Source organism: Ketobacter sp. MCCC 1A13808, from assembly GCF_009746715.1.
Lineage (GTDB): Bacteria > Pseudomonadota > Gammaproteobacteria > Pseudomonadales > Ketobacteraceae > Ketobacter.
Genome location: NZ_VRKW01000004.1, coordinates 61,451 through 83,793, shown reverse-complemented (window position 1 = coordinate 83,793; position 22,343 = coordinate 61,451). Strand labels below are relative to the sequence as shown.

Sequence of the window (22,343 nt, the reverse complement as noted above, 5' to 3'; positions counted from 1 at the left end):
GACGCGAAATAATGCCGATAGATGAACAGGATTTTCAACAATATCATTTAGACACCCTGGCCATTCGCAGCGGTCGCCTGACCACGGATGAGGGTGCTCACGGTGAACCGATATTTACCACTTCCAGCTACGTTTTTGACAGTGCTGCTCAGGCTGCAGCCCGATTCTCCGGTGCAGAAAAAGGCAATATTTATTCTCGTTTTACCAATCCAACGGTACGCTCTTTCGAGCAGCGGCTTGCTGCATTAGAGGGGGCAGAGCGCTGCGTTGCAACGTCCTCCGGGATGGCCGCCATTCTTAGCACTGTAATGGCATTACTGCAAAGTGGCGATGAGGTTATCTGCTCGCGCAGTGTCTTCGGCACCACCAATGTTTTATTTGAAAAGTATCTGCACAAATTCGGTGTTAAAACATCTTTTGTCAATCTGACAGACTTAGAGGAATGGAAGGCAGCCATTACCGGTCAGACCAGAATGCTGTTCATGGAAACCCCCTCTAATCCATTGTGTGAAGTCGCAGATATCGCGCAGCTGGCGGAGCTGGCCCACGCTAACAACGCCTTATTGGTCGTGGATAACTGTTTTTGTACTCCGGTTTTGCAGCAGCCTCTCGCGCTGGGAGCGGATATATCGCTGCATTCAGCAACGAAATTTCTTGATGGGCAGGGCCGGTGTATCGGTGGTGCTGTCTGCGGTAGTGACAAGTTGATGGAAGAAGTATTCGGTTTCTTGCGCAGCGCAGGACCGACCATGAGCCCCTTTAATGCCTGGGTTTTTTTGAAAGGGCTGGAAACCCTGAGTCTGCGAATGCAGGCCCATTCGGCTAATGCACTGCGTCTCGCTGACTGGCTGGAGCAACATCCCGGGGTGGAAAAAGTATATTATGCCGGGCTGCCCAGTCATCCTCAGCACTTACTGGCGCGTACGCAGCAACAGGCGTTTGGCGGTGTACTTTCGTTCAGGGTGAAAGGGGGCAGGGCGGAAGCGTGGAAAGTAATAGACAGCACCCGCTTTTTATCGATCACCGGCAATCTGGGTGACACCAAAACGACGATTACTCATCCTGCTACCACTACTCACGGCAGGTTGTCTGACGATGCGAAAAGCAAAGCGGGCATTACCGAAAACCTGATCCGGGTCGCCGTCGGGCTCGAGCACATCAGTGACATCAAAGCCGATCTGGACCTCGGGTTATCAGGACTAGCGAACAACCGCCCGGATTAGTTCAGGTAATTCGCTCAAAACGGAATACAGCCTGCTAGACTTAAGGGTGTGATGGGTTCAAACCTTTCCATTCTTAAGCCATTCCTGAACCGGAGTAACAGGTGTCCCAATCCGTACCTCTACTAATTGCCGCGCTTGGTAACGTATTACTGGGCAAAGAAGAACAGGTCAAATTAGCCTTGGCTTGTTTATTAGCAAAAGGACATTTACTGGTCGAAGATTTACCCGGCATGGGTAAAACCACCTTGTCGTACGCATTGGCCCGAGTGATGGGATTGCAATACCAACGGGTGCAATTTACCAGTGATCTGCTGCCAGCAGATATTATCGGCACTTCAATCTTTAACCAATCCACTGCTGATTTTGAATTTCGTCCAGGTCCCGTCTTTAGTGAGGTGCTGCTGGCGGATGAAATTAATCGTGCCACGCCGAAAACTCAAGGCGCACTGCTGGAATCCATGGAGGAAAGACAGGTCACAATAGATGGCCATACCTATCCGCTACCCAGCCCGTTTTTCGTGATCGCCACCCAAAACCCTGCTACTCAGGCAGGTACGTTTCCATTACCCGAATCGCAGCTCGATCGCTTTTTAATGTGTATCAGTCTTGGTTATCCTGATCCCGAAGTAGAGCGCAAACTGTTAAAGGGTTATAACCCTCGCCAGGACATGGCCACACTCAAACCGGCGATCACCAAAGAAGAACTGGCGCATCTACAGCAGCAATGCCAGAAAGTATTTGTTTCGGATGCACTGCTGGATTACGTACAGCGGGTACTGGCGTATTCTCGTGAGTCCAATCACTTCAATTTCGGATTGTCGCCCCGCGCCGGTATGGCGATTATTCAGAGTGCCAAGTCCTATGCTTTTGTCTGTGGTCGCGAGCATGTTATCCCTGAAGATGTGCAAGCTGTTCTGCCTTCGGTAGCGGAACACCGACTGGCCGGTTCACAGGACATTACCGGACACGAAGGCATACGATTAGTGGACGAACTGCTGAAGCATGTCGACGTTCTCGCTATACCGTAAGCTTAACAATAATCCGGTGACCCGTTATGTCCGGGGGCGTTGGATTGCCTGGCTGAAGCGCAGACTTCCGCCACAAAGACAGGTGGTGCTGGACCAACGACGGATATTTATTTTTCCTACCTGGATGGGGTTGGCTTATATCGCGACAGCCTTATTACTTTTTCTTGCCGGGGTGAACTACGACAATAACCTGCTGCTTAATTTTAGTTTTTTTATGGGCAGTTTGTTTGTTGTGACGATTTTACAAACCTTTGCAAATCTATCGGCGCTGACGGTAACCGCCGGTAATACGGAGCCTGCTTTTGCCGGTAGTGAGGCTCAATTTAATATCCGCTTTTCCAAGTCAAAACAGAAAGAACATCACTCTATTCAGTGCTTGTGGGAAGGGTACGAATGTGCCCCGCAGAATCTGTTAACCGACACGGCTTGTTCAGTGGAGATGCTGTTAGCGACCAAAGTGCGTGGCCGATATCAACCGGGAAGAATGCGCATTCAATCCGTATACCCGTTGGGTTTATGCCGCGCCTGGACCTGGGTTGACCTGAATATGAGTTGCATTGTCTATCCCAAACCGGTGGCTTGCGAAGTGTCTGCGCAATCGGCGGCGCGACATGCAGATGGTGCAGCAGGCTCGTCTGACGGGAATGAAGACTTTGACGGCTTACGGGCTTACCGTCACTCGGACTCACTGAAAATCGTTGATTGGAAATCATTTGCCCGCCGCGGAACTATGCTTAGCAAAGAGTTTCACGGTTATCAGTCCCAATCCATCTGGGTGGACTGGGATCAGATGTCAGCTGTGAATGTTGAGCTAAAATTGTCTCGTATGTGTTTTTTAGTTATGGAGTATGGAAAAACCAATCTGGAATACGGATTAATATTACCCGGGACACATATTGCACCCGATCGTGGCAAAGCTCATCAAGCTGCCTGTCTTGAAGCATTGGCGAGGTATTAACGGATGGGCGGGCAGGTAAAGCATCAACCGGTTTTTCCTATGCCGCGAACGGCTTTTGTGCTTCTGGTGCTCTGTGTCGCACTTGCCATAATGCCGCATGTTTCGCGGCTTCCTATCGGATTGCTACCGGTGTTTTTGGGTGTTCTGATATGGCGTATTCAAATCTTTCGCCAGCGCTTGCGGTTCCCGCATCGTTTGCTGAGGTTAGGCTTGGTTATGCTGGCTTTTTTCGGAGTCGTTTTTCATCACGGCACCATCTTTGGTCCGGATGCCGGGGTGAGTTTGCTGATTACCGCTTATGTATTTAAATTGCTGGAAATGTACACCAAGCGGGATGCTTTTCTGATTATTATCCTTTCCTATTTTGTCCTGGCGACGGAGTTTTTGTTCAGCTTTTCTATCTTTAGTAGTGCTTATGTATTGGTAGTGTTAATTTTTATCACAGCCGCACTGATAGCACTCAACCAAACTGATGCCACCATTGTAGTTTGGCGACCGTTGAAAAAAGCGTTGATTCTGTTTCTTCAGGCCATTCCGTTACTTGTCGCGCTTTCTTTGCTGTTTCCGCGAATAGGTCCCGTCTGGCAGCTTAACCTGAGTAAAGGGACAAGCACCGTGGGGTTAAGCGATCGGGTTAGCCCTGGCGACATCGCGGAGTTATCAAGATCCGATAAATTGGCATTTAGGGTGGAGTTTGAAGGTCAGGTGCCGGATCATTCTCAACGCTATTGGCGAGCCGTTGTATTCGATCGTTTTGATGGCAGAACCTGGTACGCGATGGACTTAAAATCGCAGTCGCCCTTATATAAATCGGCTATGGATAAAGGCAGCCGATCAATCAAGTACAGGGTATTACTCAATGCCACCGGTCAAAACTGGTTGATTACCATGCCCTGGGCCGAGATTGATAAGTTAAAGCATTTCCCAACGGATTCGTTGATGCAATTTTATCAGGAACCGATCAATACAAACCTCAGCTACGAGGTCATTAGCTATCCTGACTATCAATACAAAGCAGATAAGATCGGACAATCCGAATATCAAACTTTAACAAGTTTGCCGGGTGCAACCGACCCGCAAAGCCGTCGTTATGCAGACAGGTTATTTGAGCAAGCCGGTTACGATCCGGAACGATACAGCGATAAACTGCTTAATGTGATTTTTACCGGCAACTTTGTCTACACGTTACGGCCGCCCAGATTGGGGATTAATTCCATTGATGATTTCCTATTCAATACCCAAAAGGGTTTCTGTGCCCATTATGCCGGAGCCTATGTTTTTATGATGCGGGCAGTCGGTATTCCAGCCCGAATGGTTGGCGGTTACCAGGGCGGCACGTTACATCCAATCGGTGGTTATCTGCTGGTCCACCAATATGATGCGCACGCCTGGGCTGAATACTGGGTTCAGGGGAAAGGCTGGGTTCGGGTTGACCCGACCGCAGCGGTGGCCCCCAGCCGCATTGAATTTGGTCCGCTTAACGACAGCTCCGATCGTAGTTTCCTGGATGATTCACCGCTTTCGCCGGATAAGTTACGCAACATTGCCCTTATTGCCCGAATGCGATTGTTCGCTGACTACGTTGATTACCTTTGGGTTAAGAATGTTGTCTCCTATAACAAGGAAAGTCAGTCCGATTTGTTCGCGAAATTACTGGGCAAGGTTACCCCCCAGCGTATAGCACTGTTGATGGGCGGAGTAGGGGCTGCTGTCCTTCTACTGATGGCGGGAATCGTGCTGATAGACCGGCGTAACTTACACCGGCTGGAACGCAGTGACAGGCTCGTGCTGAAGCTGATCAAAAAACTGGATAAATCAGGGATTGTGAAGGAGCCGGGGGAAGGCCTTGCCAGCTTTCTGAGGCGGGTGAAAACCCGTTTTCCCGAGCAGTCCGGTAACCTTGAAGAAATCAATCAGATAGTCGAGTCAATTAAGTACTCAAATAGCAAAAACCTTACAAATTTAACACTTTCCGGCAATACCCCGGATGATACACTACGGGAACTTGAAAAAGCTTTGTCCAGTGCGATAGAGCGATTTAAGCCATAATAAATAATAATGGATAATTTTATTCTATGGGGCGTTTTCAAAAACCCATTTTGCTGTCGGTAATCCTCGCAATCGGACTCTATTTAGGCGCAATGTTTTTAGGCGATTTTCGCGAGACTCAAGCTGCAATAAAACAGGTGGGGTTTTCCGGTTGGTCTATAATTCTGGGGCTTTCCCTGGTTAATTATGTGCTCCGATTCTGGCGTTGGGAATGGTATTTGTTCAAATTGAGTCAAGTTCATATCCCGAAATTCCGTCATCTTCTTTACTATTTTTGCGGCTTCGCGCTGTCCACAACCCCTGGAAAAGCCGGTGAAACCATCCGTTCGCTTTACCTTAAACCCCACGGCATCGGCTACTCCAAAACGATCAGCACGTTTTTCGTAGAACGTTTTCAGGATCTACTGACCATTGTATTAATGTCCGGAGCAGCAGCGATATTATTCGATGGCTACCGGGTTGTAATCATAATCACCGGAATACTGGCCTTATGTTGCCTGCCTTTGTTACATAACCGCAAGGTCATTAAAGTCATCCTTAATTTTGCCGATAGAAGCCCGGAAAAAGTGTCCGCATTGCTAAAGCAACTGGTTGAATTGTTGAGCTCGTCAGCCGTTTTGTTAAAGAATCGCGAGCTTCTCGGCGGCATACTATTAGGTCTGGTCGCCTGGTTAGCTGAGGCCGTCGGATTTTGGTATTTATTACTGCTGTTGGGGCAGGATGTGAATCTGCTGGCTGCGGTCAGCATATACGGTGTAGCGGTTTTAATTGGCGCGATTTCTTTCTTACCCGGGGGGTTAGGTTCGACAGAAGCCGTCATGGGCCTATTGCTTATTTCTATCGGTGTGCCACAACCTGTTGCTATTGCCGCCACCTTGATCTGCCGAATTGCGACCTTATGGTTTGCGGTGTTTATTGGTTTGATTACGGCCGGCTCGTTGGCAGTCCTAGGAGTGACCCCGATTGCCAATAGTGAATTTTCAGAGAAAGGAGGCAAGTGATGTCCACAGGGGCATACCCACTCGTTGTCGACCTTGACGGAACACTCATTAGAAGTGATCTTTTGATCGAGTCGTTCCTGATGCTTATCAAAGACAACCCGTTTAACCTGATACTGGTTTTATGCTGGTTAGTAAAAGGCAAAGCTCACCTGAAAGCTGAAATTGCCAAGCGTGTCGATATTCCAGTTGACCTTCTGCCCTATAACCAGGACGTTTTGGATTATCTGGCTCAGGAAAAAGCAAAGGGGCGAGAGATCGTTCTCGCTACTGCTTCAAATGAGCGCTACGCCAAGGCCATCAGTGATCACTTAACCATATTCGACTCTGTGTTCGCGAGTAACGATCGTCTGAATTTGTCAGGCAGGAACAAGCGGTCAGCGCTAACAAAGCGTTACGGTGAACGACAATATTCCTATGTTGGAAATGAGCAGATCGACCTGGAAGTCTGGCAGCACACCCACTCAGCGGTGGTAGTAGGGGATTCAAAGCTGACGTCGGCAGCGGAAATGCTTTGTACTATAGAAAAACACATACCGCTTGAAAAACCCGGCATCCGAACCTTTGTAAAAGCGCTAAGGGTGCACCAATGGGTTAAAAACGGGCTGATCCTGGTGCCGCTTCTCACTTCCCATAATATTGAAAGCATTCCTCTTATATTTGCAGGTATCGTCGCTTTTATCGCATTCTCTCTTTGCGCATCAAGTGTATATTTGCTTAACGATATGCTGGATTTGTTTGACGACCGTCAGCACGCCACAAAAAAAGAACGTCCATTTGCCAAAGGCACACTCCCGCTGCTCACCGGTTTGATCGCTTCGCCCGCGTTATTGTTGATTGCCATTGTGCTGTGCGTCTTTCTTCCCATCGAGTTTTTGGCCGTATTGGCTGTTTATTACCTGCTCACCCTGGCCTATAGTTTCAAGTTAAAACGTTTGGTCATGGTGGATGTGATTACGTTGGCATCCCTTTACACCATTCGTATTCTTGCTGGTGCTGCCGCTGTAGGTGTTACTCTTTCATTCTGGTTATTGTCTTTTTCCATGTTTTTGTTCCTCAGCTTGGCCATCGTCAAGCGATATACCGAATTACTTAAGTTACGATCAAAAAAGGCGACAAAAACACTTGGGCGGGGGTATCAGGTGCAGGATGCAGAGCTGTTGGCGCCCTTGGGTGGTGCCAGTGGCTATATCTCCGTTCTGGTATTGGCGTTGTATATCAATAGCCCGGATGTGAAATCACTCTATTCACAGCCGGAGCTCATGTGGCCTGCGTGCTTGGTGATGCTCTATTGGGTGAGCCGCATATGGATTATTGCGCATCGTGGAAATATGAACGACGATCCGATTGTTTTCGCGCTTAAAGATATGGCCAGTATTATCTGTGTTCTATTGATTATGGCCTTTATGATTATCGCGGTGTAAGTAATGACAAGACCCTACATCTCCTGGGGACGATACCCCTACAAGACTCAAGAAGGCGTTGACCTCCATTGGCTGGATCAGCCATTGCCTGTGTCCTCGAACTTTCTTCCGCAGGGCAATGTCCGTTCTTACGGTGATAGCTGCATGAATGACGGTGGTCAGGTTTTGTCGACCCGGTTCCTACGCCGATTTATCCGTTTCGACCCGGAAAGCGGTATATTGCGTTGTGAAGCGGGTGTGCAATTAGCGGATATTTTGAGTGTTGTCGAACCGCAAGGTTGGTTTTTACCGGTAACGCCAGGCACCAAGTTTGTTACGGTCGGTGGTGCAATTGCAAACGATGTTCATGGCAAAAACCATCATAGTGCCGGCACTTTTGGTCGTCATGTGCTGAAATTTGAATTGGTCCGCTCCGATGGCAGTAAGCGAGTTTGTTCACCCACCAAGAATAGTGACTGGTTCCGCGCAACTGTGGGTGGATTAGGGTTAACCGGATTTATTTCCTGGGCCGAAATCCAACTGAAGAAAGTCCCTAATTCAGCAATCAATCTTGAAAACATCAAATACGAAAGTCTGACCGAGTTTTTTCAAATTTCCGAAGATTCTGAAAGCACCCATGAATACACTGTCGCCTGGGTTGACTGCCAGGCCACTGGGGCCAAACTTGGTCGTGGGCACTTTAGCCGCGGGAATCATGCAAAAGCGACCCAACCTACACCCGAAATGTCAGGTCGCAAGCTCGGAATACCGATCGATCCGCCGGTTTCCCTGATTAATTCATGGTCGTTGCGTGCATTTAATTGGCTTTATTACCATAGGCAAGGCAGCAAACGTAACTTTACTACGGTCAACTACGATCCTTTTTTCTATCCGCTGGATAATATAGGTGACTGGAACAGGATCTATGGCCCTAAAGGCTTTTTACAATATCAGTGTGTCGTGCCGATGGAGCATAGCGAAAGTGCGATCAAGGAATTATTGGAACGTATAGCAAAAGCCCAATGCGGTTCATTTCTCGCCGTGCTTAAGGTGTTTGGCGATATTGAATCACCGGCCCTTATGTCATTTCCCCGCCCCGGAACTACCCTGGCGCTGGATTTTCCTTATCAGGGAAATAAAACCATGCATTTATTCGACCAGCTGGATAACGTAGTGAAACAGGCAGGCGGCGCGCTCTATCCGGCGAAGGATGCCCATATGAAAGCGGAACACTTTAAAGCCTATTACCCTGATTTCGATCAATTCGTGTCGTTTAAGGATCCGAATATCAGCTCCAGTTTTTGGCGCAGAACCATGGAACCGAATTTATGAAAAATTGGATAATCGTTGGTGCAACGTCTGCCATTGCAGAAGCAGTGGGCCGTATCTGGGCCGCAAAAGGCTATAAGCTTTTTCTGGTAGGGCGTGACGAAACCAAGCTTAATTCCATCAAGGCTGATCTGAACGTCCGTGGCGCAGACAGTGTTAACGCTCACCTGATGGATGTGAATGACTTTGATCGGCACAGCCACTGCCTGGACTCTGCTAAGGCGGCAATGGGGCGGATAGACGGCATTTTAATAGCGCACGGAACCCTGCCGGATCAAAAAGCCTGTGAAGCTTCTTTCCCGCTGGCGTTAAAAGAAATAGAGACCAATGCCCTGAGCGTCATTTCTTTGTGCACTCTGGCTGCCAATATGTTTGAAGAGCAGAGGCGGGGTGAAATCGCTGTAATTTCTTCTGTTGCCGGTGATCGCGGCCGTCAATCCAACTATGTATACGGCGCGGCCAAAGGCATGGTGAGTACATTTCTTCAAGGGCTGCGAAATCGCCTGGCCAAATCAGGTGTGCACGTGACGACGATCAAGCCCGGCTTTGTGGATACGCCGATGACCTCGGCTATCGAAAAAGGGGGCCCCCTATGGGCGTCCGCGGAGCAGGTTGCTGAAGGCATTAATAAAGCCATCGAAAAACAATCGAATGTTGTTTATTTACCCTTTTTCTGGTGGAGCATCATGGCCATCATAAAAAGCATTCCTGAATTTCTGTTCAAAAAGTTGAGTCTATGATGAAAAATTATCTTATCGGAGCGCTATTACCGGTCGTCATTATGAGCGGTTGTAAGTCTTCAAATTCCAATGACAGTTTGCGTGATCCGGTTTCCGACACTGGCATCTCTGCCGCAATTCAGGCGAATTTGCCACTGGGCGCGATGCAATCACAGGTTGCTGCGTCGGTCTATAAAGACGGTGTGAAGCAGCCGTTAGTGGGTGGCGATATTTTTAAAGCCTATTCTGAATCCACATCCACGATCTTACGTTCAATTGAAAATCTGAGCGGGGATTACGTTTCAGAACTGAATACCCTTAATCCTGGTTTCGGTGTCAATTTTGAAGTGGAGTTCGATCCTCAGGCGGCCCGCGAAGATCGCTGGTATCCTGCCGACACGCTGGTGGTGGATCCGGGTCCTAGTGATCTAATAGGGTACTCGGCTCATGTGGATTTTCCTGCGGAGTTGCGGTTGGCCAGCCCCCAGGCTGGTGAAGTCTATCTTGACCGCTCTGATCAAATAATGCTGAGCTGGAATGCCAGTGCTGATACAGAACAGATCAGGATCACCAGTATTCAGCAGTGCGATTATCCGGGGGGAGCATTAGAATGGGCGCGTAGCTTTACCTATCCTACAGATACGGGTACTCAGAGTATTCCAGTTGGTGATCTGGTACCTTCCACCGGCTTGCTGAACTCGGTTGCAACTATTGTCGGGCAGCTTAGTGTTATATTGTCCTCTCTCGCAATAGAAGCAATTACTTACGGTTTGGTTGACGCCAAACCTATTAATATTTCAGATTACCAAGTCCAAACCTGTACTATCACCTTAACTGTTTTTCGTGAGGTTGCAGGTCAATTGGGTGCAGGCGTAACGGGCGGATACGCCATTGCCAGCACCAGTGATTCCGTAAGTGTGGTATTTCAACCATGAGATATATTCTATTAGTATTAAGTATATTGTTAGTTCCAGGAACGGCTCTGGCGGCAGAAGCTGAGCAATCTGTGTCACTGAAACTGGTATTGGATTCAGTGGATGTGGATGGCGCTGATTTTGACGGTTCATACACATTGGCCGGTACCTATAGCTATAGCCTTGCGCCGGGTTGGTCCGTACAAGCCACCATCAGCGGCATCAACAAATCGGAGTCCGAATGGCAATACGACAACACCGGCTCCTACAGGATCACAATCAATAGCCTGGATCTAATGGCCGGCGCCCGTTATGATTTTTTTCAATCTGATAAGTGGGGCTTCTTTGCCCGCGGGGGATTGTTATATTATCGGATGGACCTGGATCTTGATGAAGAATTTTACGGTATCAAAGCGGGCGGCAGTGCTGCAGCCGACGATAACGGGTTTGGCTTCTATCTCGGTGGTGGTTCAACTATGCAGGTCAGATCCGATATAAAGTTGGTGGCTGAACTGCAATTTGCCAGCCGGCGTGATGTGTTGGGGGACAGTAGCCAACCTTTCGACGTAAATACCTTGGGAATCTTATTGGGTGGAGAGTATTCTTTTTGATGTGAAGTGATGGCTTGGACTGGTTAGAATTGGTTTGGGTCTACCTATAATGGATACGAAAAAAGCCGATTACCTGATATCAGGATAATCGGCTTTTTTGTACCGGCCCCAATCGGGCCGGGGAGTCTCCTACTGCTCAGCTGTCTTGGGCAACAGGAATTTTGACAGTGTTGGCCAGGTCTTGGTATTCGGCCATTTTGTCAAAGTTCATGTAACGGTAGATTTCAGCTGACATGCTGTCTATGTCTTTTGCGTAGCTCATATACTCCGTGGTAGTCGGCAATTTTCCTAACACCGATGCAACGGACGCCAATTCAGCAGAGGCCAGATAAACATTGGCACCCTGACCCAAACGGTTAGGGAAGTTACGAGTAGAGGTTGATACCACGGTAGTGTTTGGTGCGACACGTGCCTGGTTGCCCATGCACAGCGAACACCCGGGCATCTCTGTTCGCGCCCCAGCACGACCATAAATGTTGTAGTAACCTTCTTCCATTAACTGGTGGGCATCCATTTTGGTTGGCGGAGCCAGCCATAAACGTGTGCTGAGTGAACCACCTGGAATCTGGTCGAGTAGTTTACCGGCGGCACGGAAATGTCCGATGTTCGTCATACAGGAACCGATAAAGACTTCATCGATTTTGTCCCCTGCAACATCCGACAACGTTTTGGCGTCGTCCGGATCGTTAGGGCAGCATAGGATTGGTTCAACGATTTCATCCATATTGATTTCGATCACGGTACTGTATTCCGCATCGTCATCTGCACGCATCAATGATGGGTTCGCTAACCATTCGTTCATGCCATTAATTCGACGCTCAAGTGTACGAGCATCGCCGTAACCGTTGGCAATCATCCATTTCAATAATGTGATATTGGATCGCAGGTATTCTGCGACGGAATCTTCCGACATGGTAATCGTACAACCGGCAGCAGAGCGTTCCGCAGAAGCATCAGACAATTCAAATGCCTGCTCTACAGTGAGGTCTTCAAGGCCTTCGATCTCCAGCACTCGACCGGAAAAGATATTCTTTTTGCCTTTTTTCTCGACGGTCAGTAAACCCTCTTTGATCGCGTAAAGCGGAATAGCGTGAACCAGGTCGCGCAGAGTGATACCGGGTTGACGCTTGCCAGTGAAACGAACCAGTACAGATTCTGGCATATCCAGCGGCATAACGCCGGTGGCCGCGGCGAACGCTACCAGACCGGAACCGGCAGGAAAGGAAATGCCGATGGGAAAGCGGGTATGGGAGTCGCCGCCGGTGCCGACCGTGTCAGGCAGCAGCATGCGGTTCAGCCAGCTGTGGATAATGCCGTCACCCGGACGCAATGAAACACCGCCTCGGTTCATGATAAAGTCAGGCAGGGTATGTTGTGTCTCAACATCAACCGGTTTTGGATAAGCTGCAGTATGACAGAATGATTGGATAACCAAGTCAGCAGAGAAGCCAAGACAAGCCAGATCTTTCAACTCATCGCGAGTCATCGGGCCGGTGGTGTCCTGAGAGCCAACCGTCGTCATGCGAGGCTCGCAATATTGACCGGGACGAATGCCGTCAACGCCGCAGGCTTTACCAACCATTTTCTGTGCCAGGGTATAACCTTTACCGGAATCAACCACATCCACTGGCGAACGGAACATATCGGTCGCCGGCAGGCCAAGTGCTTCACGGGCTTTACTGGTGAGACCGCGGCCGATGATCATATTGATTCGACCACCAACCCGTACTTCATCAAGCAGGACTTCTGACTTCAGCTCGAACTCCGAAATGATTTCATCTGTGCCGTGTTTGGTAATTTTCCCCGCGTAAGGGTAAATATCAACAACATCGCCCATATTCAAATTCGAGGCATCCGCTTCGAAGGGCAGTGCGCCTGCATCTTCCATGGTATTAAAGAAAATAGGTGCGATTTTGCTACCGATACAAATTCCGCCCTGGCGTTTGTTCGGTACATAAGGAATGTCGTCGCCGGTGAACCACAATACCGAGTTGGTTGCCGATTTGCGTGATGAGCCGGTTCCTACCACATCGCCAACATAAGCAACGGTGTGCCCCTTTGCTTTAAGCGCTTCAATTTGCTTAATCGGGCCTATTTCGCCTGGTTGATTGGGGTTGATACCATCACGTTCGTTTTTGAGCATCGCATTAGCGTGCAGCGGGATATCAGGGCGGGACCACGCGTCTTGTGCGGGAGACAGGTCGTCTGTATTGGTTTCACCGGTAACTTTGAATACAGTAATGGTGATCTTTTCTGGCAGTTCCGGCCGGCTGGTAAACCACTCACCGTCTGCCCAGGATTGAAGAATCTTTTTCGCATTGGCGCTGGATTTGGATTTTTCTACCACATCGTAAAAAGCATCAAATACCAATAACGTTTTCGATAACGCGCTGGTTGCGACATCACCCACTTCGGGGTCGTCAATCAGGTCGACCAGAGGTTGTACGTTATAGCCGCCCAGCATGGTGCCCAGTAACTTTGTCGCCTTTTTCTTGTCCACGAGCGGACTGGTTGCTTCGCCCTTGGCGATTGCAGCCAAAAAGCCTGCCTTCACATAAGCAGCCTGATCCACTCCGGCGGGCACCCGATAGGTCAGTAGCTCAACTAGAAAATCTTCTTCACCGGCGGGAGGGCTTTTCAACAGTTCTACCAATTCGGCAGTTTGTTGCTCATCCAGTGGCTTAGGGGGGATGCCTTGCGCGGCGCGTTCTTCAACATGTTTACGATAAACTTCGAGCACGGTATGACCTCTCTACAGTGTGGCTTCGATTGCGATGAACTGAATAAATCAGCTTCAGTGAACTGGCGGCAAATGCGAACGCAGCCAGCTTGCGATACCGAAAATTAAGCGCGCGAATTATACCAGAGTCTAAAGCAGTTTACAGTAACCTACATGAGCTGAATCTATTCAATTATCTTGCCAATTCTGTATGACTTGGTGGTCATGGCAAGATCAGGAGTACGGGTTGGGCTGATTGTCAGGGCGACGTTTGAAACGTTTGTACTCCCACTGGTATTGGGTCGGGTCTCGTCGGATAATGCGCTCCACGCAGCGATTCATGGCGGCTGCTGAGACTTCAAGATCCTTACTGTACATGTCATCGTCCACCGCTTCAAAGAAAATATGGAAACCTTTCCCATCGGCGTTTCTTTGGCACCCATATCCCATAGCAACGGCGTTCGTTTCGTTGGTCAGTTTGCTAACCAGCTTAGGAGTTAGAGCGGGAATCCCAAAAAAGGGCACCCAAACGCCACTTTGCAGGGCAGGCTCCTGATCGGGCAGTACACCGGTAATCTTGCCGGCTTTCATCGCGCTGAATAAGGCGACAACGCCCCTGCGGTCAGCTGCAACCATTTCCGACAGCTGAGAGCGGGATTTATAGATAAGATCGTCCAGTGCAGGCAGATCAACCGGTTTGTACATAGCAAGCAAGGAATATTTGTGCGCCATGAAGTGATTGGCAATTTCCCAGTTTCCGAAGTGAGGGACAATGAGTACAACCCCTCTTTTTTGCTCCAGTGCTTGTTTCAGAAGATGCTCATTATCGACGTGCGTAATGTATTTCAGATTTTTTTCGGCTGGTTGAACCCAGGCGGGTGCAACCTCGAAGATGGTAGCGATGGTTTCAAGAATGGATTCTTTCGCCAACGCATACTGCTCTTCCGCGGAAAGCTCCGGTAAGCATAATTCAATATTACGCAGAGTCACCTTCTTTGACGTGCCCGCCGTCAGCCATACAAGGTGGCCCAGAGCCCGCCCCAATTTGCCCGCTAAAAGAATGGGGAGCAGGCCAAGCAGTTTTAAAAACGCAACTACCAGATTACCCTGGAGATCGAATGACTGTTTCTGAGGTTTATTTTTTGAATCCACTGGAGATCGCTTTCTTCTTTTAGCTATAAAAGTGGTTAGGATAGGATAAAAATCGATTTCACACTACGGGCACCGTATAATCGGCCCGTTTTATTGCCAACATGATTTGAACTAATGAGCCTTGATACCGAAATTCTGTCCGAAGTAAACGCTTTTCTCGGCTGTGCCACGCCCACTGAATGGCTTGATGTAGCCATGGTCAATTTGCCAACCTTGTTGGTCGATCATGCCCATTGTGAGAAGAAAGCAGCCTCCACTGCTTTGAATTTATTGTTCCGTTATGTGGATCGCAAAGCGTTACTGACCAAATTAACCCAGTTAGCAAGAGAGGAGTTGCTCCACTTTGAGCAGGTTCTCGAGTTAATGGAACGACATGGTGTTCAGTACGATCATCTGACCCCTTCACGTTACGCGATGGGAATGCGGCAGCACATACGTACCACTGAACCGGGTAGGTTGGTGGATACATTGATTGTTGGCGCTTTCATCGAGGCAAGATCCTGTGAACGATTTGAATCGATAGCACCTCGGTTGATGCAAACGGAAAAATACAGGGATGTCGGTAAGTATTATCGATTTCTGCTCAAATCCGAGAGCCGGCATTATCAGGATTATCTGGCGCTGGCCCGGGAGTACGCCCCTGAATGCATTGATGATCGAGTTGGATTCTTCCGAGATCTGGAAGCGGGATTGATTTTGTCACCTGATTCGGAGCTTCGCTTTCATAGCGGTATCCCGCAGTAACCGGAACATCATTCCGGAAAAGCAAATCGTTCCAGCTTAAGCGTTTTGTTGTCCGCCAGGATATACCAACCTTCTTTGTGCCAATCCCCCAGCACCATTCTGGTTTTATCGCCACACGACGTTTTTACTGCGTGAATGGCAGGCCGATGGGTGTGGCCGTGTATCAAAACATCCGCTCCAGATCGTTCAAAGCAGGTGACAACCTCCGAGTGAGTGACGTCCATAATGAGTTCATCTTTTTGAGCTGTATCGGCTTTACTTTGGTCGCGGGCTTGCTGCCCAAATGCAATCCGTTGCTCGATGGATTTGGCAACAAACTGCTGCTGCCAATCAGGGTTACGTACCATGCTGCGGAAGTTTAGATAGTCGATATCACCGGTACAGAGGGTGTCACCGTGCATCAGTAGGCATTGTCGCGCAGCCAGTTCGACCTGGTAGGGCTCGTTAATAAGCGTTGCCCCGCAACGGGCAGCGTACTGTTTGCCAAGGAGGAAGTCCCGATTGCCGTGCATGATGAAGATGCGCGTGCCTGCGTCGGCGAACGCGGCCAACCGATCTGCAACCTCGGGAGCCGGTTCCGGAAGATAATCGTCCCCGAGCCACAGTTCAAAAAAATCGCCCAGAATAAACAACTGATCGACTTTACTCTCGAATTGATCGAGCAAATAGAATAACGCCCGGGTAATATCCGGGCGCTGTTCCTGCATGTGAAGGTCTGAAATCAGCAGGCTTCGCATATTAAAGTATGTCTCTTGACGATCCGTTACTTCACAACAACTTCGGCTGTTTCGATAATGACGGGATCAAGAGGTACATCCTGATGAAAGCCCTTGTTACCGGTTTTAACCGCTTTAATTTTATCGACAACATCTTGGCCGTCTACTACTTTGCCGAAAACGGTATAACCCCAGCCCTGCGTGGTTTCAGCACTGAAGTTAAGGAAATCGTTATCCTTCACATTAATGAAAAACTGGGCCGTTGCTGAATGCGGATCCTGGGTCCGGGCCATGGCTACGGTGCCGGCGTCATTTTTCAAGCCGTTGTTAGCCTCGTTTTTGATCGGTTTGCCAGTGGGTTTCTGTTCCATCTCCTGATCGAATCCGCCGCCTTGAATCATGAAATTACCGATAACACGATGGAAGATGGTGCCATTGTAATGGCCTTCATTTACATAGGTTACAAAGTTTTCAACGGTGGTGGGCGCTTTTGCTTTATCTAGCTCAAGTTTGATGTCGCCCATGCTGGTGTGCAGAATTACTAATATTGCTTCCATGTTATATGTCCTGTTTCGGTTTTGGATGTTCGGGGTTTTTATTGATCCGGGTTATCAGTGGTGAAGTTCTTGTGCAGCGATTAATGTGTTTTCGAGCAGGGTCGCGACCGTCAGGGGGCCAACACCACCCGGCACCGGCGTGATCCAAGCGGCTCGCTCAACCGCGTCATCGAAGCCGATATCACCACTTAATTTTCCATCGTCACCACGATTAATTCCCACATCAATGACTATAGAGCCGGGTTTAACCCATTCGCCGGGAATAAACTTGGGTTTGCCGACAGCAACGACCAGCAGATCAGCACGGCGTACATGGTCTTCCAGATTCCGGGTAAAGCGATGGCAGGTAGTGACAGTGCAGCCAGCCAGCAGTAACTCCAGCGACATGGGCCGCCCAACGATGTTGGATGCGCCTACGACGACTGCTTCCAACCCTTTGGGATCAACGCCGGTGGATTGTAAGAGAGTTAAGATGCCTTTTGGGGTGCAGGGGCGTAGCATGGGCATGCGTTGAACAAGGCGGCCCATGTTATAGGGGTGGAAACCATCCACATCTTTGTCTGGCCGGATGGTATTGATGACTTCTTTATCATCCAGGTGGGCAGGCAGAGGAAGCTGTACCAGTATCCCGTCAATTTCATCGTCATTATTAAGCTTGTCAACCAATGCGATGAGTTCAGCCTGGCTGGTGATGGCGGGGAGGTCAAAGGATTTGGAAATAAAACCGACTTCTTCGCAGGATTGCCTTTTTTTGTTTACATAGAGCTTGGATGCGGGGTCACCGCCGACCAGGATAACGGCCAGTCCCGGTGCTCGTTTTCCATCTTTCAGGCGCTGGTCTACGGCTTTTTTAATGTCCGATTTCAAATTGGCTGCGATCGAGATGCCATCGATTAGTTTTGCTGTCATATATTATTAAGTGCAGAATGGCCGGAAATTTATGGGCCGACATTGTCTCATCGTAACCTGATGGCGTAAAGAGAAGAGGGCAAGGGATTGATCTCGTTGAATATTATGAAAGTATTTGACGGCAGCGAATGGTATGTATATCATTCCGCCCACTTTACCGACCTGGTAAATTAATCGGGGCATAGCGCAGTCTGGTAGCGCGCCTGCTTTGGGAGCAGGATGTCGGGAGTTCGAATCTCTCTGCCCCGACCATTTTAGTAATAGGAACAATTGATTAGCAGCTAACTCGAGTACAGCGCCCGTAGCTCAACCGGATAGAGCACCGGCCTTCTAAGCCGGGGGTTGCAGGTTCGAGTCCTGCCGGGCGCGCCAGCCACTCCAATTGTTCGATGATTTATAAAATTGTTTAAGTAACGCTAAGTAATTGTCCAAAAAAGTTAAATGGTGGGCGTAGCTCAGTTGGTAGAGCCCCGGATTGTGATTCCGGTGGTCGTGGGTTCAAGCCCCATCGTCCACCCCATTTTCTGCAATCATTGCGGAGCGTCGCACAGAAAGCGAACCCACAATGGACAAAAGTAGGGAATATAAGCTGGAAAGCGTGCGACGGTGTCGCTGTTGAATTCGAGACCGGTAATGTCCCCTGGATATTGCCGGTTTCTGCTTTGAGGCCACCACGTTTTTTAAAGAATAAATAACCGAATGGTGAGGTTAATATGCAAGTTTCTGTGGAAACTACCTCTGGATTAGAGCGTCGTGTAACCGTCGGCTTACCTGCCGATACTATTGATTCAGCTGTAAATAAAAAACTCCAGGATGCGGCGCGGACTGTTCGCATCGATGGATTTCGTCAGGGCAAGGTGCCCATGCGTGAAATCCGTCGTCGATTTGGAAAGTCGGTTCGGGAAGAAGTACTGGGTGAGTTGGTAAGTAACTCATTTTATGATGCTGTAACCAAGGAATCACTGAATCCTGCAGGTTATCCTCAGATCGAACGCACGAAAGATCAACCCGGTGAAGACTTTGAATTTGTGGCTACATTTGAAGTGTATCCAGAAATTCAGGTGCAAGGGCTGGATAAAATTTCCGTAGAACGACCTGTGGCGGAAATCAATGACGCCGATATTGACACCATGATCGAGCGGTTACGCGAGCAAAGAGCGGAGTATTCTGACGTTGAGCGGGCCTGTGAAAAGGATGACCGTGTCAATATTAATTTCGCTGGGACTAAAGATGGAGAAGCTTTTCAGGGCGGCACCGCAGAAAATCACGATCTGGTTTTAGGCTCCGGCGCGATGATTCCCGGCTTTGAAGAAGGCATCATTGGCATGAGTAAAGGGGAAGAAAAGACGATCGATGTCACGTTCCCCGAAGATTACCAAGCCGAAGACCTGCAAGGCCAAGCAGTTCAGTTTGTTATCAAAGTGAACTCCGTTCAATCCAAGGCATTGCCTGACGTAAATGAAGAGTTCATCAAAAACTTTACTCAGAAAGACGCTACCCTCGAAGAATTTCGCGTTGAGATCCGTGAAAACATGGAGCGAGAGTTAAAAAATGCGGTAAAAACCCGCGTTAAGAAAGAAGTGATGGATGGCGTACTGGAAAACAACGAAGTAGACGCTCCAAAATCACTGATTGATCAGGAAATTGATCGTCAGCGCAGGCAAATGGTTCAGCAGTTTGGCGGCGGAAACAATTTTGATTTTAATACGTTACCTGCTGAGCTTTTTGAGGCACAAGCTAATCGTGCAGTTAAATTGGCTTTGGTTCTGGGCGAATTGATCAAGCAGAACGAAATTAAGGCAGATGCTAACCGGGTAAGAAGCACTATCGAGGAAATGGCTCAGCCTTACGAAAACCCGGAAGAAGTCGTGAATTACTACTATGAGAATCAGCAAATGCTCCAACAGATCGAAGCCATGGTTTTGGAAGACCAAGTGGTTGATTCGATTCTTGAGCACGCGACGGTAACAGATGTTGAAATGAGTTACGAAGAAGCGGTTAAGCAGCCTAACCAAGAACAAGAGTAAAAATCGATCAAAAATAAAAAACGCGACCTAGAGTCGCGTTTTTTTTTGCTTATTTCGTGTGATCCTATGATATTTGGCGCTATAGTTAAGAAAAAATTACGCCAAAGCATTGAAAACCTTTACTAAAGGCCTCACTTTTCAATATTGAAATAAAGTGAAACAATACGGCTGTCAAGTATTTTACCTATTTAAGGATAACATCATGTCTCACCGTTTCGACGAGCTTGCAGAGCGCAACCCCATTCTGAATTCCGGTTTGGTTCCGATGGTCATCGAACAGACTGCCAGGGGCGAGCGGTCTTTTGATATCTACTCACGCTTATTGAAAGAGCGCGTCATCTTCATGGTTGGCCAGGTTGAAGACCATATGGCGAATTTACTTGTAGCCCAATTACTGTTTTTGGAATCAGAGAATCCCGATAAAGATATCCATTTTTATATCAACTCTCCTGGTGGTTCTGTGACGGCCGGCATGGCAATTTACGATACCATGCAGTTTATCAAGCCGGATGTATCCACCATGTGTATTGGTCAGGCTTGCTCGATGGGATCACTGCTTTTGACCGCCGGTGCAACCGGCAAGCGCTATTGTCTCCCTAACTCTCGAGTGATGATTCATCAACCCCTGGGTGGCTTTCAGGGTCAAGCGTCGGATATCGAAATTCACGCCCGTGAAATTATTTCCATGAAAAAGCGTCTAAACGAAATTATGGCGAGTCATACCGGTCAGCCTTTGGAAAAAATAGAGCAGGATACCGATCGTGATAATTTCATGAGTGCTTATGATGCAAAAGAATATGGTCTGGTAGATCAGATTTTGGAACAACGATAGCTTTATTTACAATCACTTATGGTGATATATTAAAATCATTCTAAGATAAGTGAGAATCTCAGACTTGCAAAAATGGGGTTTTCACTGCATCTTTCATTTAGAAGAAGATGCGGGTCAGATGAGGTATATAAATGACTGACGAACGAGACGGAAAGGGTGATGATGGCGGGAAGCTGTTGTATTGCTCATTTTGCGGCAAAAGCCAGCATGAAGTGCGCAAACTGATCGCCGGCCCATCTGTTTTTATCTGCGACGAGTGCGTAGACCTGTGCAATGATATTATTCGGGAAGAAGTGCAGGAAGAAAACAACGATAGCGCCAGCGACAAATTACCTACACCCACCGAAATTAAACATATTCTCGACGATTATGTTATCGGTCAGAACCGGGCAAAGAAAGTTTTGTCCGTTGCCGTGTACAATCACTACAAGCGCTTGCGGTCGGGTTCTGCCAAATCAGCGAAAGGAAATAATGCCGAAGTTGAATTGGGAAAAAGCAACATACTGTTAATTGGACCGACAGGCAGTGGTAAAACGTTACTGGCCGAAACTCTGGCCCGTTTGCTGAATGTTCCTTTCACTATTGCCGATGCGACCACGCTCACGGAAGCCGGGTACGTAGGTGAAGATGTAGAGAACATTATCCAGAAGCTATTGCAGAAGTGTGATTACGATGTAGAAAAGGCCCAGATGGGAATTGTCTACATAGACGAAATTGATAAAATTTCCCGTAAATCAGACAACCCGTCAATCACGCGCGACGTGTCGGGTGAAGGTGTACAGCAAGCCTTATTGAAGTTAATTGAAGGCACTGTCGCTTCCGTACCTCCACAGGGCGGTCGTAAACACCCCCAACAAGAATTTTTACAGGTAGACACCTCTAATATCCTGTTTATTTGTGGTGGTGCATTCGCTGGATTGGATAAAGTCATTAGTGATCGATCAGAGAAAAGCGGAATTGGTTTTTCTGCTACGGTCAAGAGCAAAGACGATACTCGCAACGTCGGCGAAACCCTGAAAGATGTTGAGCCCGAGGACCTGGTTCGTTATGGCTTGATTCCAGAATTTGTTGGCCGCTTACCGGTACTTGCAACGCTGGAAGAATTAGACGAAGAAGCGTTAATGCAGATTCTGACAGAGCCAAAGAACTCTCTTACCAAACAATACAGCAAGTTGTTCGAATTGGATGGGGTTGATTTGGATTTCCGCGAAGATGCTTTGATTTCCGTGGCGAAAAAAGCCATGGAACGGAAAACAGGTGCTCGTGGTTTGCGCTCCATTCTCGAATCCGTGTTGCTTGACACCATGTACGATGTCCCGTCATTGGACAACCTGGTAAAAGTGGTTATTGACGGAGCAGTAATCAAAGGGGAATCCGAACCCCTGATGATTTACGAGAATAATGAACAGGCAAAAGCTGTTCCGGACGACTAAGCAGTTAAAAGCGACATAGAAA

The 22,343-nt window shown here is 48.4% G+C and carries 19 protein-coding genes and 3 tRNA genes; 17 read left to right on the top strand and 5 right to left on the bottom strand.

Going from position 1 to position 22,343, the window contains the following annotated elements; genetic code table 11:
- The first annotated feature begins 11 nt into the window (after window positions 1–11).
- From FT643_RS09935 to FT643_RS09890, 10 genes are all read left to right on the top strand, one after another.
- Complete coding sequence (locus tag FT643_RS09935) at window positions 12–1,223, top strand: O-succinylhomoserine sulfhydrylase (RefSeq protein WP_156871244.1); 1,212 nt, start codon at window positions 12–14, stop codon at window positions 1,221–1,223.
- A 101-nt stretch (window positions 1,224–1,324) separates the two neighbouring features.
- Window positions 1,325–2,251 (top strand): AAA family ATPase, encoded by a 927-nt coding sequence (locus FT643_RS09930; protein WP_317621993.1) that lies wholly within the window; start codon window positions 1,325–1,327, stop codon window positions 2,249–2,251.
- Window positions 2,226–3,209, top strand: a complete 984-nt coding sequence (locus tag FT643_RS09925; protein ID WP_156871243.1) for a DUF58 domain-containing protein — start codon at window positions 2,226–2,228, stop codon at window positions 3,207–3,209. Before FT643_RS09930 ends, FT643_RS09925 begins: the two co-directional genes overlap by 26 nt.
- Before the next feature lie 39 nt (window positions 3,210–3,248).
- Entirely contained in the window at window positions 3,249–5,258 is a 2,010-nt protein-coding gene (locus FT643_RS09920) for a transglutaminase family protein (RefSeq protein WP_198043459.1), read from the top strand.
- A gap of 26 nt (window positions 5,259–5,284) precedes the next feature.
- Window positions 5,285–6,259 carry a lysylphosphatidylglycerol synthase transmembrane domain-containing protein gene (locus FT643_RS09915; protein WP_156871241.1) on the top strand — a complete coding sequence of 325 codons (975 nt, stop codon included), beginning with the start codon at window positions 5,285–5,287 and terminating at the stop codon, window positions 6,257–6,259.
- The gene (locus FT643_RS09910; RefSeq protein WP_156871240.1) at window positions 6,259–7,680 is read left to right on the top strand and encodes a UbiA family prenyltransferase; all 1,422 of its coding nucleotides are present in this window, start codon (window positions 6,259–6,261) and stop codon (window positions 7,678–7,680) included. The genes FT643_RS09915 and FT643_RS09910 overlap by 1 nt, the downstream gene beginning before the upstream one ends.
- Before the next feature lie 3 nt (window positions 7,681–7,683).
- Window positions 7,684–8,991 carry an FAD-binding oxidoreductase gene (locus tag FT643_RS09905; RefSeq protein WP_156871239.1) on the top strand — a complete coding sequence of 436 codons (1,308 nt, stop codon included), beginning with the start codon at window positions 7,684–7,686 and terminating at the stop codon, window positions 8,989–8,991.
- A complete protein-coding gene (locus tag FT643_RS09900) occupies window positions 8,988–9,728 on the top strand; it encodes an SDR family oxidoreductase (RefSeq protein ID WP_156871238.1) in 741 nt (246 codons plus the stop codon). The genes FT643_RS09905 and FT643_RS09900 overlap by 4 nt, the downstream gene beginning before the upstream one ends.
- On the top strand, window positions 9,725–10,642 hold the full coding sequence (locus tag FT643_RS09895; RefSeq protein ID WP_156871237.1) for a hypothetical protein: 918 nt from the start codon (window positions 9,725–9,727) through the stop codon (window positions 10,640–10,642). The genes FT643_RS09900 and FT643_RS09895 overlap by 4 nt, the downstream gene beginning before the upstream one ends.
- Entirely contained in the window at window positions 10,639–11,232 is a 594-nt protein-coding gene (locus tag FT643_RS09890) for an outer membrane beta-barrel protein (RefSeq protein ID WP_156871236.1), read from the top strand. Before FT643_RS09895 ends, FT643_RS09890 begins: the two co-directional genes overlap by 4 nt.
- Window positions 11,233–11,368: 136 nt before the next feature.
- Here the strand turns inward: FT643_RS09890 and acnB are convergent, their stop codons facing one another.
- Window positions 11,369–13,972 carry a bifunctional aconitate hydratase 2/2-methylisocitrate dehydratase gene (gene acnB / locus FT643_RS09885; RefSeq protein WP_317621992.1) on the bottom strand — a complete coding sequence of 868 codons (2,604 nt, stop codon included), beginning with the start codon at window positions 13,970–13,972 and terminating at the stop codon, window positions 11,369–11,371.
- 213 nt (window positions 13,973–14,185) lie between these two features.
- Complete coding sequence (locus tag FT643_RS09880) at window positions 14,186–15,103, bottom strand: lysophospholipid acyltransferase family protein (RefSeq protein WP_156871235.1); 918 nt, start codon at window positions 15,101–15,103, stop codon at window positions 14,186–14,188.
- A 114-nt stretch (window positions 15,104–15,217) separates the two neighbouring features.
- Here FT643_RS09880 and miaE point away from each other — a divergent pair, with 114 nt between their 5' ends.
- A complete protein-coding gene (gene miaE / locus FT643_RS09875) occupies window positions 15,218–15,847 on the top strand; it encodes a MiaE family protein (protein WP_156871234.1) in 630 nt (209 codons plus the stop codon).
- Between the two features lie 8 nt (window positions 15,848–15,855).
- Here miaE and FT643_RS09870 read toward each other — a convergent pair whose 3' ends face one another.
- The 3 genes from FT643_RS09870 to folD are packed head-to-tail and all read right to left on the bottom strand — an operon-like array spanning window position 15,856 to window position 18,029.
- Window positions 15,856–16,584 carry a UDP-2,3-diacylglucosamine diphosphatase gene (locus tag FT643_RS09870; RefSeq protein WP_156871233.1) on the bottom strand — a complete coding sequence of 243 codons (729 nt, stop codon included), beginning with the start codon at window positions 16,582–16,584 and terminating at the stop codon, window positions 15,856–15,858.
- A gap of 26 nt (window positions 16,585–16,610) precedes the next feature.
- On the bottom strand, window positions 16,611–17,120 hold the full coding sequence (locus tag FT643_RS09865) for a peptidylprolyl isomerase (RefSeq protein WP_156871232.1): 510 nt from the start codon (window positions 17,118–17,120) through the stop codon (window positions 16,611–16,613).
- 54 nt (window positions 17,121–17,174) lie between these two features.
- A complete protein-coding gene (folD, locus tag FT643_RS09860) occupies window positions 17,175–18,029 on the bottom strand; it encodes a bifunctional methylenetetrahydrofolate dehydrogenase/methenyltetrahydrofolate cyclohydrolase FolD (RefSeq protein ID WP_156871231.1) in 855 nt (284 codons plus the stop codon).
- A 175-nt stretch (window positions 18,030–18,204) separates the two neighbouring features.
- Here folD and FT643_RS09855 point away from each other — a divergent pair.
- From FT643_RS09855 to clpX, 6 genes are all read left to right on the top strand, one after another.
- Window positions 18,205–18,281, top strand: a tRNA-Pro gene (locus FT643_RS09855).
- 43 nt (window positions 18,282–18,324) lie between these two features.
- Window positions 18,325–18,401, top strand: a tRNA-Arg gene (locus FT643_RS09850).
- Between the two features lie 72 nt (window positions 18,402–18,473).
- A tRNA-His gene (locus FT643_RS09845) sits at window positions 18,474–18,549 on the top strand.
- A 193-nt stretch (window positions 18,550–18,742) separates the two neighbouring features.
- Complete coding sequence (gene tig / locus FT643_RS09840; RefSeq protein ID WP_156871230.1) at window positions 18,743–20,056, top strand: trigger factor; 1,314 nt, start codon at window positions 18,743–18,745, stop codon at window positions 20,054–20,056.
- 202 nt (window positions 20,057–20,258) lie between these two features.
- Window positions 20,259–20,888: an ATP-dependent Clp endopeptidase proteolytic subunit ClpP gene (clpP, locus tag FT643_RS09835; RefSeq protein ID WP_156871229.1), complete on the top strand. Its 630-nt coding sequence runs from the start codon at window positions 20,259–20,261 to the stop codon at window positions 20,886–20,888.
- A 131-nt stretch (window positions 20,889–21,019) separates the two neighbouring features.
- Window positions 21,020–22,321 carry an ATP-dependent Clp protease ATP-binding subunit ClpX gene (gene clpX / locus FT643_RS09830; protein ID WP_156871228.1) on the top strand — a complete coding sequence of 434 codons (1,302 nt, stop codon included), beginning with the start codon at window positions 21,020–21,022 and terminating at the stop codon, window positions 22,319–22,321.
- The last annotated feature ends 22 nt before the right edge of the window (window positions 22,322–22,343 follow it).

What these genes read in the sequence shown, in the direction of transcription:
- FT643_RS09935 (WP_156871244.1), top strand. Translation starts at nt 12, where the DNA reads ATGCCGATAGATGAACAGGATTTTCAACAATATCATTTAGACACCCTG.
- FT643_RS09925 (WP_156871243.1), top strand. Translation starts at nt 2,226, where the DNA reads ATGTCGACGTTCTCGCTATACCGTAAGCTTAACAATAATCCGGTGACC.
- FT643_RS09920 (WP_198043459.1), top strand. Translation starts at nt 3,249, where the DNA reads ATGCCGCGAACGGCTTTTGTGCTTCTGGTGCTCTGTGTCGCACTTGCC.
- FT643_RS09915 (WP_156871241.1), top strand. Translation starts at nt 5,285, where the DNA reads ATGGGGCGTTTTCAAAAACCCATTTTGCTGTCGGTAATCCTCGCAATC.
- FT643_RS09910 (WP_156871240.1), top strand. Translation starts at nt 6,259, where the DNA reads ATGTCCACAGGGGCATACCCACTCGTTGTCGACCTTGACGGAACACTC.
- FT643_RS09905 (WP_156871239.1), top strand. Translation starts at nt 7,684, where the DNA reads ATGACAAGACCCTACATCTCCTGGGGACGATACCCCTACAAGACTCAA.
- FT643_RS09900 (WP_156871238.1), top strand. Translation starts at nt 8,988, where the DNA reads ATGAAAAATTGGATAATCGTTGGTGCAACGTCTGCCATTGCAGAAGCA.
- FT643_RS09895 (WP_156871237.1), top strand. Translation starts at nt 9,725, where the DNA reads ATGATGAAAAATTATCTTATCGGAGCGCTATTACCGGTCGTCATTATG.
- FT643_RS09890 (WP_156871236.1), top strand. Translation starts at nt 10,639, where the DNA reads ATGAGATATATTCTATTAGTATTAAGTATATTGTTAGTTCCAGGAACG.
- miaE (WP_156871234.1), top strand. Translation starts at nt 15,218, where the DNA reads ATGAGCCTTGATACCGAAATTCTGTCCGAAGTAAACGCTTTTCTCGGC.
- FT643_RS09870 (WP_156871233.1), bottom strand. Translation starts at nt 16,584, where the DNA reads ATGCGAAGCCTGCTGATTTCAGACCTTCACATGCAGGAACAGCGCCCG.
- FT643_RS09865 (WP_156871232.1), bottom strand. Translation starts at nt 17,120, where the DNA reads ATGGAAGCAATATTAGTAATTCTGCACACCAGCATGGGCGACATCAAA.
- folD (WP_156871231.1), bottom strand. Translation starts at nt 18,029, where the DNA reads ATGACAGCAAAACTAATCGATGGCATCTCGATCGCAGCCAATTTGAAA.
- tig (WP_156871230.1), top strand. Translation starts at nt 18,743, where the DNA reads ATGCAAGTTTCTGTGGAAACTACCTCTGGATTAGAGCGTCGTGTAACC.
- clpP (WP_156871229.1), top strand. Translation starts at nt 20,259, where the DNA reads ATGTCTCACCGTTTCGACGAGCTTGCAGAGCGCAACCCCATTCTGAAT.
- clpX (WP_156871228.1), top strand. Translation starts at nt 21,020, where the DNA reads ATGACTGACGAACGAGACGGAAAGGGTGATGATGGCGGGAAGCTGTTG.